The 15806-nt window shown below is 52.7% G+C and carries 20 protein-coding genes; 14 read left to right on the forward strand and 6 right to left on the reverse strand.

Annotation, left to right across the window (positions count from 1 at the left end; genetic code table 11):
• The first annotated feature begins 224 nt into the window (after positions 1–224).
• From galP to ruvX, 7 genes are all read left to right on the forward strand, one after another.
• The gene (galP, locus tag SBG_RS13885) at positions 225–1619 is read left to right on the forward strand and encodes a galactose/proton symporter (RefSeq protein WP_001113166.1); all 1395 of its coding nucleotides are present in this window, start codon (positions 225–227) and stop codon (positions 1617–1619) included.
• Positions 1620–1697: 78 nt separating this feature from the next.
• The gene (locus tag SBG_RS13890; protein ID WP_000856771.1) at positions 1698–2195 is read left to right on the forward strand and encodes a SprT family zinc-dependent metalloprotease; all 498 of its coding nucleotides are present in this window, start codon (positions 1698–1700) and stop codon (positions 2193–2195) included.
• A 94-nt stretch (positions 2196–2289) separates the two neighbouring features.
• Positions 2290–2997 (forward strand): deoxyribonuclease I, encoded by a 708-nt coding sequence (gene endA, locus SBG_RS13895; RefSeq protein WP_000286137.1) that lies wholly within the window; start codon positions 2290–2292, stop codon positions 2995–2997.
• Positions 2998–3073: 76 nt separating this feature from the next.
• The gene (gene rsmE / locus SBG_RS13900) at positions 3074–3805 is read left to right on the forward strand and encodes a 16S rRNA (uracil(1498)-N(3))-methyltransferase (RefSeq protein WP_015703003.1); all 732 of its coding nucleotides are present in this window, start codon (positions 3074–3076) and stop codon (positions 3803–3805) included.
• 19 nt (positions 3806–3824) lie between these two features.
• Positions 3825–4772, forward strand: a complete 948-nt coding sequence (gene gshB / locus SBG_RS13905) for a glutathione synthase (RefSeq protein ID WP_000593292.1) — start codon at positions 3825–3827, stop codon at positions 4770–4772.
• Positions 4773–4987: 215 nt separating this feature from the next.
• On the forward strand, positions 4988–5551 hold the full coding sequence (locus SBG_RS13910) for a YqgE/AlgH family protein (protein ID WP_001053162.1): 564 nt from the start codon (positions 4988–4990) through the stop codon (positions 5549–5551).
• On the forward strand, positions 5551–5967 hold the full coding sequence (gene ruvX, locus SBG_RS13915; protein WP_000072425.1) for a Holliday junction resolvase RuvX: 417 nt from the start codon (positions 5551–5553) through the stop codon (positions 5965–5967). Before SBG_RS13910 ends, ruvX begins: the two co-directional genes overlap by 1 nt.
• Before the next feature lie 39 nt (positions 5968–6006).
• On the opposite strand, the gene SBG_RS13920 is transcribed toward ruvX, so the two are convergent.
• Together SBG_RS13920 and SBG_RS13925 are read right to left on the reverse strand one after the other, a co-directional pair.
• Entirely contained in the window at positions 6007–6693 is a 687-nt protein-coding gene (locus SBG_RS13920) for an IclR family transcriptional regulator (RefSeq protein WP_000098342.1), read from the reverse strand.
• Positions 6694–6823: 130 nt separating this feature from the next.
• On the reverse strand, positions 6824–7804 hold the full coding sequence (locus tag SBG_RS13925) for a type IV pilus twitching motility protein PilT (RefSeq protein WP_001055663.1): 981 nt from the start codon (positions 7802–7804) through the stop codon (positions 6824–6826).
• Positions 7805–7821: 17 nt separating this feature from the next.
• On the opposite strand from SBG_RS13925, the gene SBG_RS13930 reads away from it, so the two are divergent.
• Genes SBG_RS13930 through hemW form a run of 5 tightly spaced genes read left to right on the forward strand, consistent with a single transcriptional unit; the run spans position 7822 to position 11127 of the window.
• On the forward strand, positions 7822–8535 hold the full coding sequence (locus SBG_RS13930) for a YggS family pyridoxal phosphate-dependent enzyme (protein ID WP_000997813.1): 714 nt from the start codon (positions 7822–7824) through the stop codon (positions 8533–8535).
• Between the two features lie 8 nt (positions 8536–8543).
• On the forward strand, positions 8544–9110 hold the full coding sequence (locus SBG_RS13935) for a YggT family protein (protein ID WP_001094852.1): 567 nt from the start codon (positions 8544–8546) through the stop codon (positions 9108–9110).
• Positions 9107–9397 (forward strand): DUF167 family protein YggU, encoded by a 291-nt coding sequence (gene yggU, locus SBG_RS13940; RefSeq protein ID WP_001277203.1) that lies wholly within the window; start codon positions 9107–9109, stop codon positions 9395–9397. Before SBG_RS13935 ends, yggU begins: the two co-directional genes overlap by 4 nt.
• 7 nt (positions 9398–9404) lie before the next feature.
• On the forward strand, positions 9405–9998 hold the full coding sequence (locus SBG_RS13945; protein WP_001174772.1) for an XTP/dITP diphosphatase: 594 nt from the start codon (positions 9405–9407) through the stop codon (positions 9996–9998).
• The gene (gene hemW / locus SBG_RS13950; RefSeq protein ID WP_001096526.1) at positions 9991–11127 is read left to right on the forward strand and encodes a radical SAM family heme chaperone HemW; all 1137 of its coding nucleotides are present in this window, start codon (positions 9991–9993) and stop codon (positions 11125–11127) included. Before SBG_RS13945 ends, hemW begins: the two co-directional genes overlap by 8 nt.
• 105 nt (positions 11128–11232) lie before the next feature.
• On the opposite strand, the gene ansB is transcribed toward hemW, so the two are convergent.
• The 4 genes from ansB to trmB form a co-directional block, all read right to left on the reverse strand.
• Positions 11233–12279, reverse strand: coding sequence for an L-asparaginase 2 (ansB, locus tag SBG_RS13955; protein ID WP_000394194.1), 1047 nt, complete (start codon positions 12277–12279; stop codon positions 11233–11235).
• A gap of 187 nt (positions 12280–12466) precedes the next feature.
• Positions 12467–13186 (reverse strand): YggN family protein, encoded by a 720-nt coding sequence (locus tag SBG_RS13960; protein ID WP_000984825.1) that lies wholly within the window; start codon positions 13184–13186, stop codon positions 12467–12469.
• A gap of 49 nt (positions 13187–13235) precedes the next feature.
• Positions 13236–13562 carry a YggL family protein gene (locus tag SBG_RS13965; RefSeq protein WP_001107573.1) on the reverse strand — a complete coding sequence of 109 codons (327 nt, stop codon included), beginning with the start codon at positions 13560–13562 and terminating at the stop codon, positions 13236–13238.
• Positions 13562–14281: a tRNA (guanosine(46)-N7)-methyltransferase TrmB gene (gene trmB, locus SBG_RS13970; protein ID WP_015703004.1), complete on the reverse strand. Its 720-nt coding sequence runs from the start codon at positions 14279–14281 to the stop codon at positions 13562–13564. Before trmB ends, SBG_RS13965 begins: the two co-directional genes overlap by 1 nt.
• Before the next feature lie 154 nt (positions 14282–14435).
• Between trmB and mutY the strand changes: the two genes are divergently transcribed.
• On the forward strand, positions 14436–15488 hold the full coding sequence (mutY, locus tag SBG_RS13975; RefSeq protein ID WP_001148964.1) for an A/G-specific adenine glycosylase: 1053 nt from the start codon (positions 14436–14438) through the stop codon (positions 15486–15488).
• Between the two features lie 27 nt (positions 15489–15515).
• Positions 15516–15791, forward strand: coding sequence for an oxidative damage protection protein (locus tag SBG_RS13980; RefSeq protein WP_000091706.1), 276 nt, complete (start codon positions 15516–15518; stop codon positions 15789–15791).
• Positions 15792–15806: the final 15 nt, after the last annotated feature.

Consider the following 15806-nt stretch of genomic DNA (forward strand, 5'->3'; position numbering starts at 1 on the left):
ATCCTGCGATGAAAATGTTACATTGTTTTTCAGTCTTGTCTGAATACCAGGCGATTGATAGGGTTATAAGATTATTAAAGTGATTACTTTTCAGATAATTAAATAATCACTGCGATAAATGGCAGTGTAAACGATTACACCATTGTGATTACCCTCACATATTTTTACGGCGTACTCACCTACTCTTAACATCGATAAAATTGCTAACCCAACCGGAGGGCATAATGCCTGACAATAAAAAACAAGGGCGTTCCAACAAGGCCATGACATTTTTTGTCTGCTTTCTTGCAGCCCTGGCAGGATTACTTTTTGGCCTGGATATCGGCGTTATCGCCGGTGCTTTACCCTTCATTACCGACGAATTCCAGATTAACGCGCACACTCAGGAATGGGTGGTCAGCTCCATGATGTTTGGCGCAGCTGTCGGCGCTGTCGGCAGCGGCTGGCTCTCCTTTAAGCTGGGCCGTAAAAAAAGCCTGATGATCGGCGCTATCCTGTTCGTTGCCGGTTCGCTGTTCTCCGCTGCGGCGCCTAACGTTGAAGTCCTGATTATCTCTCGTGTGCTGCTCGGCCTGGCCGTTGGCGTCGCGTCCTACACCGCACCGCTGTATCTGTCTGAGATTGCGCCAGAAAAAATTCGCGGCAGTATGATCTCAATGTACCAACTCATGATCACCATCGGGATTCTGGGCGCTTATTTGTCTGATACCGCGTTCAGCTACAGCGGCGCATGGCGCTGGATGCTCGGCGTGATCATTATTCCGGCCATTCTGTTGTTGATTGGCGTCTTCTTTCTGCCGGACAGCCCGCGCTGGTTTGCTGCAAAACGCCGCTTCCATGACGCTGAACGTGTGCTGTTGCGCCTGCGTGATACCAGCGCAGAAGCCAAACGTGAACTCGATGAAATTCGCGAAAGTTTACAAGTTAAACAGAGCGGTTGGGCGCTGTTCAAAGAGAACAGCAATTTCCGCCGCGCCGTTTTTCTTGGCGTTCTGCTGCAGGTGATGCAGCAGTTCACCGGGATGAACGTCATCATGTATTACGCGCCGAAAATCTTCGAACTGGCAGGATACACCAACACTACGGAGCAGATGTGGGGCACCGTTATCGTGGGGCTGACTAACGTTCTGGCGACATTTATCGCCATCGGCCTGGTTGACCGCTGGGGCCGTAAACCTACCCTGACGTTGGGCTTCCTGGTCATGGCGATTGGTATGGGTATTCTGGGTACGATGATGCACATCGGCATTCATTCGCCGTCTGCGCAATACTTCGCTATCGCTATGCTGTTGATGTTCATCGTCGGGTTCGCAATGAGCGCCGGTCCGCTGATTTGGGTATTGTGCTCTGAAATCCAACCATTGAAAGGCCGTGATTTTGGTATCACCTGTTCCACCGCGACTAACTGGATCGCCAACATGATCGTTGGCGCAACGTTCCTGACCATGCTGAACAATCTGGGTAACGCCAACACCTTCTGGGTCTATGCCGGCCTGAACGTGCTGTTTATCCTGCTGACCCTGTGGCTGGTGCCGGAAACCAAACACGTCTCGCTGGAGCATATTGAACGTAACCTGATGAAAGGCCGTAAACTGCGCGAAATCGGCGCCCACGACTAACCTCCACGCGCTTCCTCCCGCCACGGGGGGAAGCGTTTTTCTTGCAGTCACTCTTCTGGCGCACTATTCTCTGCCGCTATGAAAACCCCTCGTCTTCCTATCGCTATTCAGCAAGCCGTGATACGCCGTCTGCGGGAAAAACTCGTCCAGGCGAATCTCAAACTTGAGCGTCATTATCCGGAGCCAAAACTGGTGTATACGCAACGCGGCACATCAGCGGGTACAGCCTGGCTGGAAAGCTACGAAATTCGTCTCAACCCGGTGTTACTGCTGGAAAACGTAGACGCCTTTATTGAAGAGGTCGTGCCGCATGAACTGGCGCATCTGCTGGTGTGGAAACACTTCGGACGCAAAGCCCCACATGGTAAGGAGTGGAAATGGATGATGGAAAGCGTGCTGAACGTTCCGGCCAGACGTACTCATCAATTTGCGCTACAATCTGTGCGACGCAATACCTTTCCCTATCATTGTCAATGCCAGCAGCATCAACTCACCGTCCGCCGCCATAATCGTGTGGTACGCGGCGAAGCGGTTTATCGCTGCGTTCACTGCGGCGAACCGCTGGTCGCCGACTAGTTTCCAAAACGTTCAGGAACTTTCCTGACCGAGCTGATTGCATACAGGCACAACTTTCGTTACGTTGCAAACTCGTTTTGCTATGGAGTGTGCGATGTACCGTAATTTTACTTTTGCTGCTACGTTATTGACAGCGGCGTTTTCAGGCCAGGCATTGGCTGAAGGTATTAATAGTTTCTCTCAGGCCAAAGCGGCGAGCGTTAAAATCAATGCCGATGCGCCTGGCAGCTTTTACTGTGGATGCCAAATTCGCTGGCAGGGTAAAAAAGGCGTCGTGGACCTGGAGTCCTGTGGCTATAAAGTGCGTAAAAATGAGAATCGCGCCAGACGTATTGAATGGGAACACGTCGTTCCGGCCTGGCAGTTTGGCCATCAACGCCAGTGCTGGCAGGACGGCGGACGAAAAAATTGCGCCAAAGATCCAGTCTACCGCAAAATGGAAAGCGATATGCATAATCTGCAACCCGCCATTGGCGAAGTGAATGGCGATCGCGGTAACTTTATGTATAGCCAGTGGAACAGCGGCGAAGGCCAGTATGGGCAGTGCGCCATGAAAGTGGATTTCAAAGCGAAAATCGCAGAGCCGCCCGCCCGCGCCCGTGGCGCGATCGCCCGCACCTATTTTTATATGCGCGACCAGTACCACCTGAAACTGTCCCGCCAGCAAACCCAGCTTTTTAACGTCTGGGATAAGCAGTATCCCGTTTCCCCCTGGGAGTGCAAGCGCGACGCGCGTATTGCAAAGGTACAGGGCAATCATAACCCCTATGTGCAACGTGCTTGCCAGGCGCAAAAGAGCTAACCTACACTAGCGGAATTCTTGTTAACCCATGCCCTGGATAGCCAAATGCCGGGGCCATGACGCGGATTTTTTTATTATGCGCATTCCCCGCATTTATCACCCTGAATTATTAACGTCCGGCACACAAATTTCGTTATGCGAAGATGCTGCCAACCATATTGGCCGCGTACTGCGCATGGGACCGGGGCAAGTTTTACAACTATTTGACGGTAGCAACCAGGTATTCGCGGCTGAAATCATTAGTGCCAGTAAGAAAAGCGTTGAAGTGCAAGTAATGAAAGGCGAAACCGACGATCGTGAATCGCCGCTGCATATCCATCTGGGTCAGGTGATGTCGCGCGGTGAAAAAATGGAATTCACTATCCAGAAATCGATCGAACTGGGTGTAAGCCTCATTACGCCACTTTTCTCTGAGCGCTGCGGCGTTAAACTGGATAGTGAACGTCTGAACAAAAAGCGCCAGCAGTGGCAAAAGATTGCGATCGCCGCCTGCGAACAATGCGGGCGTAATCGGGTGCCGGAAATTCGCCCGGCAATGGATCTGGAGGCCTGGTGCGCCGAGCAGGAGCCCGGGCTGAAGCTCAATCTTCACCCGCGCGCCCATGCCAGCATCAACACTCTGCCGCTGCCGGTCGAGCGCGTGCGACTGTTGATTGGTCCCGAAGGCGGGCTATCGGCTGAAGAAATCGCGATGACCGCGCGCTATCAGTTTACTGATATTCTGTTAGGACCTCGCGTTCTGCGTACTGAGACAACTGCGCTCACTGCCATTACCGCCCTACAGGTGCGTTTTGGCGACTTAGGATGAAGCGTTAACGGAGAAAATAATGATTAAGCTCGGCATCGTGATGGACCCCATCGCAAACATCAACATCAAGAAAGACACCAGCTTCGCTATGCTGCTGGAAGCCCAACGTCGTGGTTATGAACTTCATTATATGGAGATGGCCGACCTTTATCTGATTAACGGTGAAGCACATGCCCACACGCGAATTTTGCGCGTGGAGCAGAACTACGATAAATGGTATGAATTTAATGGCGAACAAGACCTGCCGCTGGCCGATCTGGACGTCATTTTGATGCGCAAAGATCCGCCGTTTGATACCGAATTCATTTATGCGACCTATATTCTGGAACGTGCCGAAGAAAAAGGTACGCTAATCGTCAACAAACCACAGAGCTTACGCGACTGTAACGAAAAACTGTATACTGCCTGGTTTTCCGATCTGACGCCAGAAACGCTGGTCACACGCAACAAAGCGCAGCTCAAAGCGTTCTGGGAAAAACATGGCGATATCATTATGAAGCCGCTTGACGGTATGGGCGGCGCGTCCATTTTCCGTGTTAAGAACGGTGATCCCAACATGGGTGTTATTGCCGAAACACTTACCGAACTGGGCACCCGCTACTGTATGGCGCAGAACTATCTGCCCGCTATCAAAGATGGTGATAAACGTGTACTGGTTGTAGACGGCGAGCCAGTGCCCTATTGTCTGGCGCGTATTCCGCAGGGAGGCGAAACCCGCGGCAACCTGGCGGCTGGCGGTCGCGGCGAGCCACGCCCACTGAGCGAAAGCGACTGGGAAATCGCCCGTCGCGTCGGGCCCACACTTAAAGCCAAAGGGCTTATTTTCGTCGGTCTGGATATCATCGGCGATCGTTTAACAGAAATTAACGTGACCAGCCCCACCTGCGTACGCGAAATTGAAGCGGAATATCCGATCTCCATCACCGGCATGTTGATGGACGCTATCGAAGCCCGGCTGGCGCAGTAAAACGTTTATTGCCCGGTGGCGCTGCGCTTACCGGGCGTACGTAAGCACGTAGCCCTGGCCGGATAAAACGCATCGCGTCGCCATCCGGCAATTTATTATCCAATAAGGCGATGCCGTCCTTTGGCAAAAGACAGCTTATATGAGTGACAACCGTCCTCTTTCCCCACATACTGAGCGTTGCCGCTTTTTTGAACCAGGAAACAGAACCTCTGACAATGAATTTACAGCATCACTTTCTTATTGCCATGCCTGCGCTCCAGGACCCTATTTTCCGCCGTTCCGTAGTATATATTTGTGAACACAACGAAGATGGTGCCATGGGGATTATTGTTAATAAGCCTTTGGAAAACTTACAGATTGAAGGGATTCTGGAAAAACTGAAAATTACGCCGGAACCGCGCGATCCTGCGATTCGCCTGGATAAAGCCGTGATGCTCGGCGGCCCGCTGGCGGAAGATCGTGGGTTTATTCTGCATACGCCGCCGTCACGTTTCACGTCCAGTATTCGTATTTCAGACAATACCGTGATCACCACCTCCCGCGATGTGCTGGAGACGTTAGGCACCCAACAACAACCTTCCGATGTGCTGGTCGCGCTGGGCTATGCCTCTTGGGACAAAGGTCAACTTGAGCAAGAGCTGCTTGATAACGCCTGGCTTACCGCCCCCGCCGATCTCAATATTTTATTCAAAACGCCTATCGCCGAGCGCTGGCGCGAAGCAGCGAAGCTTATTGGCATTGATATTCTGACCATGCCTGGCGTTGCGGGGCACGCCTGATGAGCAATACTTTACTGGCCTTTGACTTCGGCACAAAAAGCATCGGCGTTGCGATAGGACAACGTATTACCGGCACCGCTCGTCCGCTCCCGGCGCTCAAAGCGCAGGACGGCACGCCTGACTGGACGCTTATTGAACGTTTGCTGAAAGAGTGGCAGCCAGATGAAATTATTGTCGGATTGCCACTTAATATGGACGGTACCGAACAACCGCTGACGGCGCGCGCACGTAAATTCGCCAACCGTATTCATGGGCGTTTCGGGGTAACGGTTACTTTGCACGATGAGCGGCTCAGTACTGTTGAAGCACGCGCCGGCCTGTTTGAACAAGGCGGGTATCGCGCGCTAAATAAAGGTAAAGTGGACTCGGCCTCCGCAGTGATAATCCTCGAAAGCTATTTTGAACAGGGGTATTAAAACCGTTTTTATCGGCATACGCGGCAGCGGTTGGCGGGCTTACTGAGTAATAAGCCGATTCAACGCCTTCAGCGCCTGTAAACGCACAGCAACAGCCGCCTCATCAATCCGCCACATTCCTGCAAAAGCCAGCGCTGCGGCGTGTTTACCCAGCGGCTGCGCCATAGAGACTTCGCCATTCGCGTGATGCCACAGTACGTATCCCTGCTGGCGCTGTTGCGCCACATATGGTGCCAGATTGCGCCACTGCTCCGGGGTGAAGCGCTGTGTTAATGCCTCATCGCTTTCCGCCGCCAGTAACGCCATACCAGGCACTGACTGCCAGGCGGGGTACATGCGAAACCCAGCCAGCGCCTGGCTTATCTGGGGGCCAGGCGTAGAGTAATAAATAGAGATAATCTGGTCCTCCCACAGCACGCCCAACGCCACCACGATATCTTTGGGCGCATGTTGCTCAAGGAGAGGTAACGCATGGGAAAACAACGCTGAACCACGAATCGCCTGTGCCGCCAAAGCATGAATGCCAGGCCCAGGCAAATAGCGCCGATGCTCATCCTGTATGGTGAGTCCAACAGAAGCCAGCGTCATTAGCAAGCGATTAACGCGTGTGGTATTAATATCCATCAGCCGGGCAAGCTCGCGGCAGCCGATAGCGCGATTGCTGGAGACCAGATATTGCAGACAGCGAATGCCATCTATCAGGCTTTGATTGGGTTGTGATGACATCGTTAAATGGCCCCGCTGTGGTGTTAACAAAGCTGCGATTTTAACGATGGCTCGACAGGATACAAGCCTGAAAACCATTCTATCCCTCGTGCTAAGCCACGTTTTACAAAATCAGGCGCTGCCAGGCGCGCTACAGCCGCCCCTGTGTCTGACGCCATTGTGCGCTTTGGGCAAATGTCATCATCCCCTGCTGCTGCCCGGTCTGTATCACGTGGGGCAACTGATGGAGTTTACCTTCACGGATCAAATTCCCTGTAGCTGGCGTATTAATCAGTAATTCAAATAACGCCACGCGCCCCTCCAGTTTGTCTGCTTCCAGTTTTTGCGATAGTACGGCGCGCAGGCTGCCCGCCAGTTGACGACGCATCGGCTCTTTCTCCTGCGCCGGAAAGCTATCCACCAGTCTTTCGATGGCCTGCGCCGCACCGCGGGTATGCAAGGTCGCCAGTACCAAATGTCCCGTCTCCGCCGCCGTTAGCGCCAGATGAATGGTCTCGCTATCACGCAACTCGCCCAGCAGGATGACATCCGGATCTTCACGCAGCGCCGCACGCAGCCCGGCGGCGAAAGTGGCGCAATGCTGGCCGACTTCCCGCTGCTGTATCAGGCAACGCTGGCTGGCGTAACGGTACTCTATAGGATCTTCCAGGGTCAGGATATGCTTATCGACATGGTGATTAAGATAACCCACCATCGCCGCCAGCGTGGTAGATTTACCGCTGCCAGTCGCGCCGGTAACCAGTATCAGCCCATTCTCGCTGGCAAGCAGTGTCGGCACGATGGGGGGCGTCTGGATCTCCTCCAGCGAAGGACAACGATCTGGCAATAACCGTAGCGCCAACGATGCTCCCTGTTGGTGTCTGAACGCGCTGGCACGCAGACGTTGCGCCCCTGAAAGCGAGACGGCGAAATCAAGCTGGCCGTGCGTTCGCCACTGATATTGTTGCGCGTCATTAAGCCAATCACGCAGAAGCATATCAACATCAGGCGCGATAAAAGGCGCATTCTCTATTCGTCCTCGTTTGCGCCATCGCGCAGGCCAGGCGTTACACAGGTGTAGATCCGAGACATTATGCTTTACACTAAGCGTCACAATTTCTTCCATATTCATATAAACATCCTCGGAAAATGAACGATATCGCGCATAACCTGGCATACATCCGGGACAAAATCTCCGCCGCGGCGACGCGTTGCGGCCGCTCTTCAGAAGAAGTTACGTTACTTGCAGTGAGTAAAACTAAACCTGCGAGCGACATCGCAGAAGCCATTGCCGCCGGACAGCGGGCATTTGGCGAAAATTATGTACAAGAGGGGGTGGAAAAAATCCGCCACTTTCAGGAAGCGAAAGTGGAAGGTCTGCACTGGCACTTTATTGGTCCATTACAGTCCAACAAAAGCCGTCTGGTGGCCGAGCATTTTGACTGGTGCCATACCATCGATCGCTTGCGTATCGCCTCGCGTCTGAGCGAACAGCGTCCGGATAATCTGCCGCCGCTAAATGTTCTGATCCAGATTAATATCAGCGATGAAAACAGTAAGTCAGGCATTCCGCTGACGGAACTGGATGAACTGGCCGTTGCGGTGGCAGCTCTGCCGCGTCTTAAACTCCGAGGACTAATGGCGATTCCGGCGCCAGAGTCAGATTATGTAAGGCAGTTTGAAGTCGCCCGGCAAATGGCTGTAGCATTTGGCGGGCTGAAAGCGCGCTACCCTGACGTCGATACCTTATCTCTGGGTATGAGCGACGATATGGAAGCCGCGATTGCGGCAGGTAGCACAATGGTGCGCATCGGCACCGCTATCTTTGGTGCTCGTGATTACACAAAAATTAAGGAAAACTGAGGAACGCCATGAATACGTTGACCTTCCTGCTCTCAACGGTGATTGAGCTGTACACCATGGTGCTGTTATTGCGCGTGTGGATGCAGTGGGCCCGCTGTGACTTTTACAATCCTTTCTCACAATTCGTGGTGAAAGTGACACAGCCCATTATCGGGCCACTACGCCGTATTATCCCCCCGATGGGGCCAATTGACAGCGCCTCGCTGTTGGTGGCGTTTATTCTTAGCGTTATCAAAGCGATAGTCCTGTTTAAGGTCATTACGTTTCAGGCCATTATCTGGATCGCCGCAGTGCTTATCTTACTCAAAACGATTGGCCTGCTGATCTTCTGGGTATTACTGGTTATGGCCATCATGAGTTGGGTGAGTCAGGGACGTAGCCCGATTGAATATGTATTAATTCAGCTTGCCGAGCCGCTGCTTAGCCCAATTCGCCGTTTACTTCCAGCAATGGGCGGCATTGACTTCTCACCGATGATTCTGGTCCTGCTGCTGTATGTCATTAATATGGGGATCGCTGAAGTGTTACAAGCGACAGGCAATATGCTGTTGCCGGGACTGTGGATGGCGCTATGAGTGCCGTCACTCGCTGCGAAGATGGGCTGGTGTTACGGCTGTATATCCAGCCGAAAGCCAGCCGCGACAGTATTGTGGGTTTACATGGCGACGAAGTCAAAGTCGCCATTACCGCCCCGCCAGTGGACGGCCAGGCGAACAGCCATCTGATAAAGTTTCTCGGCAAACAGTTCCGTGTGGCGAAAAGCCAGATCGTCATCGAAAAAGGCGAACTGGGCCGCCACAAACAGGTCAAAATTATTCACCCGCAACAGATCCCGCCAGAGATTGCGGCCTTAACTGAGTAGGTACTCCATGCAAAAAGTGGTTCTTGCAACCGGCAACGCCGGTAAAGTGCGCGAGCTCGCGTCGCTGCTAAGCGATTTCGGGCTTGATGTAGTAGCACAAACGGAACTGGGCGTCGATTCCGCTGAAGAGACCGGCCTGACATTTATTGAAAACGCGATCCTCAAAGCACGTCATGCCGCCCAAATTACCGGTCTGCCCGCCATTGCCGATGATTCAGGTCTGGCCGTTGATGCCTTAGGCGGCGCGCCTGGCATCTATTCAGCGCGCTATTCCGGCGAAAACGCGACCGACCAGCAAAATCTGGAAAAATTACTGCATACACTGCACGACGTTCCGGACGATAAACGTCAGGCGCAGTTCCATTGTGTACTGGTCTATCTGCGCCATGCAGAAGACCCCACGCCAGTGGTATGCCATGGCAGTTGGCCTGGCGTTATAACGCGTCAGGCAGCCGGAAACGGCGGATTTGGTTATGATCCGATCTTCTTTGTTCCGTCTGAAGGTAAAACCGCCGCAGAACTGACCCGTGAAGAAAAGAGCGCCATTTCTCACCGAGGGCAGGCGCTTAAGCTGCTGCTGGATGCGTTACGCAATGGCTAAACTCCCGCCGCTCAGTCTTTATATTCACATTCCCTGGTGTGTACAAAAATGCCCGTACTGTGACTTCAACTCTCATGCATTAAAGGGTGAGGTGCCGCACGACGACTACGTTCAGCACCTGTTAAGCGATTTAGATGCCGATGTCGCCGGCGCGCAGGGACGCGAGGTAAAGACCATTTTTATTGGCGGCGGTACACCAAGTCTGCTTTCCGGGCGGGCGATGCAAACGCTGCTGGACGGCGTGCGCGCACGTCTGAATCTGGCAGTGGATGCGGAAATTACCATGGAGGCGAACCCCGGTACGGTCGAAGCCGACCGCTTCGTTGACTATCAGCGCGCCGGCGTAAACCGTATCTCCATTGGTGTCCAAAGTTTTAGCGAACCTAAACTGAAAAAACTTGGGCGTATTCATGGCCCAAAAGAGGCAAAGCGCGCCGCAAATCTGGCGAGCGGGCTGGCGCTGCGCAGCTTTAATCTTGATTTGATGCACGGTTTACCGGATCAGACGCTGGAAGAGGCGCTGAATGATCTAAGACAGGCGATAGCGCTTAATCCGCCGCATCTCTCGTGGTATCAACTGACGATTGAACCCAATACTTTGTTTGGTTCGCGTCCGCCAGTGCTACCGGACGATGACGCCCTGTGGGATATCTTTGAGCAGGGCCACCAGCTATTAACCGCCGCAGGCTATCAGCAATATGAAACATCGGCCTATGCCAAATCCGGCTATCAGTGCCAGCATAATTTGAACTACTGGCGCTTTGGCGACTATCTGGGCATTGGCTGCGGCGCTCATGGTAAAGTCACGTTCCCTGATGGTCGTATTTTACGTACCACGAAAACGCGCCATCCACGCGGTTTTATGCAGGGGCGTTATCTGGAAAGCCAGCGTGAGGTTGAAGACGCAGATAAACCGTTCGAGTTCTTTATGAACCGGTTTCGCTTGCTGGAGGCCGCGCCTCGTGCTGAATTCAGCCAATACACCGGGCTTGGCGAAGAGGTAATTCGACAACAGATGGATGAGGCTATCGCCCAGGGGTATGTGACCGAAAGTGAAGATAACTGGCAGATAACCCAGCGCGGTAAGTTGTTTTTAAATTCGTTGCTGGAATTATTTTTAGCGGAGTAATGGCTGGCGAACGCAGGCCTGATAAGCGTAGCGCCATCAAGGCAGACGGTGGCGGCTGCGCCTTATCCGCCCTGAAAAAGGCCTGGTCGCAGCCACCGTTACCGATTAGTACTGATTAAACATCGTTTGAATCTGTTTCGGATCTTTGGTTTGAGTCAACGCCAGTTGCAGTAAGACACGCGCTTTTTGCGGGTTCAGCGTACCGGATGCAACAAAGCCATATTTTGCATCGTCGACTTCCGCATCCTGGGTGGTTGCGCCGGTCGGCACGCGTGAGGAACGTACCACTACCGTCCCGTTATGCGCGGCGGTCGCCAGGGTATCAAAAATCGTTTTATACAGGTTGCCGTTACCGACGCCCGCACTCACGATCCCATCATAACCCGCGTCTACCAGCGCTTTTGCCGGCAGATCGGAGGCATTCGCATAGTTATAAACGATACCCACTTTTGGCAGCGCGGTCAGTTTAGAAACATCAAAGGGCGTTTCGGTCGTATGTTTACGCGCAGGTGTGCGTTGGTAATCGATTTTACCGTTATGGATATAACCCAGAGGGCCGTAGTTAACCGCTTTAAACGTCGCCACGTCAGTGGTATTGGTCTTAGTCACATCGCGTCCGTCCATAACGGTGTCGTTCATTACCACCAGCACGCCGCGGTTAGCAGACTGTTTATCAGCCGCCGTGACTACCGCATTATAGAGGTTGAATGGACCATCTGCGCTCATTGACGTGGAAGGACGCATCGCGCCGACCAGCACCACGGGTTTGTTGCATTTAACGGTCAGATCGAGGAAATAAGCCGTCTCTTCCATCGTATCGGTACCGTGGGTGATGACAAAACCGTCGGTATTGTCGCATTCGGTGTTGATTTTTTTCGCCAGCGTTAGCCACACCTCATCGTTCATATCCTGCGAGCCGATGTTAACAACCTGCTCACCTTTTACCACCGCAATATCCTTCAGTTGTGGAACGGCATCTACCAGACTGTCGACACCAACTTTCCCTGCCGTGTAATTCGATTTTGTTGCGGAATCACCGCCGCCAGCGATAGTCCCGCCGGTTGCCAGGATGGTGATATTTGGTAAAGCAAACGCCGCGCCGCTGAAACCCATTACCAGAGCAGCTAATACCGTTTTCCTGAAAAACTCCATGTTATATCTCCAGTTATGTTAATTGGTCGCATTATCCCAATATTGAAGATGAATAATGTGACGTCATACAATTAACTAGCGATATATATATAAGAGAGCGTATTTTTTAGAGATGGATAACAAAATGCAGGAAAAAACAGGATAAAAGGCGCAGATACGAACCACGCCATAGTTTAAAAAGGGAAGATTACTTCAGGCTGCTGACCAACGCTTTGCGGTTGTCTTCTAATGTCACCACGCGGTTACAGACCTCTTTACCAAACTGCTGGAAATCTTTCTCCTGGTTTTTCCATTCATCCTGGATGGCAGTTTGCAGGCCACCGAGGCTGCCCAGTACGCCCTGTAAAGGATTGCCGCCGCCTTTAAGCACAGCTTTAGCACCCACTTCATTAATGCTGTCCTGCAGGATACCACCCATCGCCTGGTTTACCAGTTGCTGACCGTCGGCCCGTACCTGATCGATAGCCTTATAGTGGAACGTCAGGCCGTCGGTACGATGTTCGATAATACGGTTCATTTGCGCTTTCAGCTGCGCATCAAGCTTCGTCAGGCGGCTGCGCATGTTACTGCTTTCACCCACCTCTTTAGCGATGATCTTATCCAGCGCTACGCGACTTTTTTCAACACGCGACCGGGCGCCATCATCAATCCACGGCAGCGCACTTCGCAGCTCCGCCTGGTAATCTTTCGCCTGCTCACGCTGCGCAGCGCTAAGGGTGTACTGCTTACCGTTGTACATCACATTGCCATCCGGCGTGATGACCAGATTGCCGTTTTCCCCTTTCACCTGTACCGTTTGCGGACTCAGAATCACATCGTCACGCGGCGTGACGCTGCATTTGTAATCTGCGTGAGCGGCCATCGCCGTAAACGTTAGCACTGCCGCCAGCAGCGTTTTGCGCATCATAACTTTCCCTCAAGACAAATCGGGCCGGCATATGCCGACCCTGTACTCATTAGTCCCACCAAACGTCGAAAAGTTCGCTGGTGCGGACTTCTTCGAGGTTGCGCGCTTCCAGCCATTTACGCACAATCGCCTGATGCTCTTCGGTGCATTTACCTATTTCCTGCATACAGATCAGCCCTTCCCAGGCCAGGTAGCCGCTACCGTCAAACGCCAGTTTATTAGGCTCAATGACGTCATTAATAAAATCATCAACGATTTTATCGACCTGCTCCTCAGATGTACCTTCCGGAAAACGCCATGCTACCGAAAAACCTAATTCCTGGAATTCGTCAATGTGCATTTTTTTACGCAGACGACGACTACGGTTCTTTGCCATTATTTCACCCTCTCGAACATTAAATCCCATACGCCATGACCAAGACGATGGCCACGTTGTTCAAATTTCGTTACCGGGCGCGATGCCGGACGCGGTACATAATCGTTGCTCTCTGACAGATTTTTGTACCCGTCGATAGAAGACATCACTTCAAGCATGTGTTCCGCATACGCTTCCCAGTCGGTCGCCATATGGAAAACGCCGCCCAATTTCAGCTTGCTTAATACCAGTTCGGCAAACGGCACCTGAACGATACGGCGTTTATTATGACGCGCTTTATGCCACGGGTCAGGGAAAAAGAGCTGAACCATAGATAACGAATTGTCAGGAATCATTTTATGCAGCACCTCAACCGCGTCATGACACATGACGCGCAGGTTTTCAACGCCCTCTTCATGGGCGGACGCCAGACATGCGCCAACGCCAGGAGAATGCACTTCAATGCCGAGGAAATTCTGCTCCGGGCGCGCTTTTGCCATCGCCACCAGCGATGCCCCCATGCCAAAACCGATCTCCAGGGTCACCGGTGATTCACGGCCAAATAACCCGGCAAAATCCACAGGTTCTTCGCTAAACTCAACGCCCATCACCGGCCAGTAGTTTTCCAGCGCGTGCTCTTGCCCTTTTGTCAGCCGCCCCTGGCGGCGAACAAAACTACGAATCCGGCGCAGTGGGCGGCCGTTTTCATCAAATTCCGGTGAAATGACGTCGTTTTTCATAAAAGTGTAGTCTGCTGTGTTTGAGTTCTGAAAACGGGCATTATCCAAAGTTAGTTGCCGGATGCAAGCATGAAGCGCACTGCGGAAAGTTCCGGTTTACACCCAGCGGCCTCTGTGCTGCAATCTTGACCCCGGCAATGACGAATGGGTCTCCATGCAAGCGTCTCAATTTTCAGCCCAGGTTCTGGACTGGTACGACAAATACGGGCGGAAAACGCTGCCCTGGCAAATGAACAAGTCGCCTTACAAAGTATGGCTCTCGGAAGTCATGTTGCAACAAACGCAAGTGACGACGGTTATCCCCTATTTTGAGCGGTTTATGGCGCGCTTCCCCACGGTGACGGATTTAGCGAAGGCACCGCTGGATGAAGTGCTCCATTTATGGACCGGGCTCGGCTATTACGCCCGGGCGCGTAACCTGCATAAAGCAGCGCAACAGGTTGTAGCGTTACACGGCGGAAAATTTCCGCAAACTTTTGACGAAGTCGCAGCACTACCCGGCGTCGGGCGTTCAACCGCAGGCGCAGTCCTCTCCCTGGCATTAGGTAAACATTATCCGATTCTTGATGGAAATGTTAAACGCGTACTGGCTCGCTGTTATGCTATTAGCGGCTGGCCTGGGAAAAAAGAGGTGGAAAATGCGCTGTGGTCGTTGAGTGAACAGGTGACGCCCGCCCACGGCGTGGAGCGATTTAATCAGGCGATGATGGATCTGGGCGCAATGGTTTGCACGCGTTCGAAGCCAAAGTGTTCCCTGTGTCCGCTGCAAAGTGGTTGTATCGCCGCCGCGAATGAAAGCTGGTCGCGCTATCCGGGTAAGAAACCGAAACAGACACTACCAGAGCGTACCGGTTACTTCTTACTGCTACAGCATAATAAGGAGATTTTGCTGGCGCAGCGTCCTCCCAGCGGTTTGTGGGGCGGATTGTACTGCTTCCCGCAGTTCGCCAGTGAAGATGAATTGCGCGAATGGCTGGCGCAACGGCATGTTCACGCTGATAATTTGACCCAGCTTAACGCGTTTCGCCATACGTTTAGCCATTTCCATCTGGATATTGTGCCTATGTGGCTTCCTGTGTCGTCACTGGATGCCTGCATGGATGAAGGCGGCTCGCTCTGGTATAACTTAGCGCAACCGCCGTCAGTCGGGCTGGCGGCCCCCGTGGAGCGCTTGTTACAGCAGTTACGTACCGGCGCGCCGGCTTAACGCCCCGGTCGATAAAGAGGATGACTTATGAGCAGAACGATTTTTTGTACTTACCTGCAACGTGACGCTGAAGGACAGGATTTTCAGCTTTACCCCGGCGAACTGGGCAAACGTATCTATAACGAGATCTCTAAGGACGCGTGGGCGCAGTGGCAGCATAAGCAGACCATGTTGATTAATGAGAAAAAGCTCAACATGATGAACGCCGAGCACCGTAAACTGCTGGAGCAGGAGATGGTGAGCTTCCTGTTCGAAGGCAAAGACGTTCATATCGAAGGTTATACGCCGGAAGATAAAAAATAGGCTGTTGCCGAATGG

It is taken from the genome of Salmonella bongori NCTC 12419, assembly GCF_000252995.1.
In the GTDB taxonomy this organism is placed as follows: domain Bacteria; phylum Pseudomonadota; class Gammaproteobacteria; order Enterobacterales; family Enterobacteriaceae; genus Salmonella; species Salmonella bongori.